The 838-nt window shown below is 68.0% G+C and carries 1 protein-coding gene; it reads right to left on the bottom strand.

Annotated elements, in window-relative coordinates:
- Window positions 1–57: 57 nt before the first annotated feature.
- Window positions 58–651 carry a hypothetical protein gene (locus CH341_RS31600; protein WP_111423698.1) on the bottom strand — a complete coding sequence of 198 codons (594 nt, stop codon included), beginning with the start codon at window positions 649–651 and terminating at the stop codon, window positions 58–60.
- Window positions 652–838 lie beyond the last annotated feature (187 nt).

An 838-nucleotide genomic window follows, 5' to 3' on the forward strand; every position in this document is an offset into this window, starting at 1 on the left:
AGCCGGGCCAAGGCCCGGCTGTTTCTCAGATCGATGGTGCCTGGACCGTGAGGTGGCTCACATCAGGGAGGCGAGCTTCACGTTCGTGGTGGTCGGGGCTTCGACCAGGCACTTGCTGAGGATGTGGGCGAGCTGCGGCGCAGCGATCGGGCTCGCGGCCGGGTCGCAACCCTCCGGGATGCGGGGGCGGGCGCCCGCCGGCTTCGGCATCTCGTTCGAGCTGGCGGCCGGCTGGTTCGGCATCGCCGGGCGAGGCGGAATGGCGTCGGTGGCGACCGGGCGGACCGGGCTGCCCTGCGTCTCGCGCACCGTCACCTCCGGCAGAACCACGCCCTTGGTCACGACGGTGGCGTTGGTCAGCGGGTCGCTCTTGTAGAGGACGCGGCCGTCACGATCACGATAGATGATGGTGGCGTCACGAACACCGACCACCTCGACCGTGGAGATGATCTTGGCCTCCGGGCGCGTGGTCGCGGCCGTCGGAAGGCGATCACTTTTCCGTGTGCGATCGATCGGCGCAGCCAGCGCAGCAGTGCGCGCCGCAGCCTCGGCACCATTGCCGCCGAACACAGGCTCACCGCCGACGGCCACCAGGGCCCAGGCGATGATCGCGGAAACGCCGACGACAGAAAGGATTTTGGTCTTGCACATCGGTTGCGCCCAATATGCCGAGAAGGCCCCGTGCGACAGACCGCCCCCGTGAACGGTCCGCCTCGATAACGACTTGTTAACTGCTTGGTTCCTTCACGCCCGCGTGAGGTTCAAAGAATCGAGTCGTCGGGGTTGCGTGCAGGACAGGCCCACGGGCAGGTCGCCGGCCGGCTCGCCGGAATGCCGG

It is taken from the genome of Rhodoplanes roseus (assembly GCF_003258865.1).
GTDB lineage: Bacteria > Pseudomonadota > Alphaproteobacteria > Rhizobiales > Xanthobacteraceae > Rhodoplanes > Rhodoplanes roseus.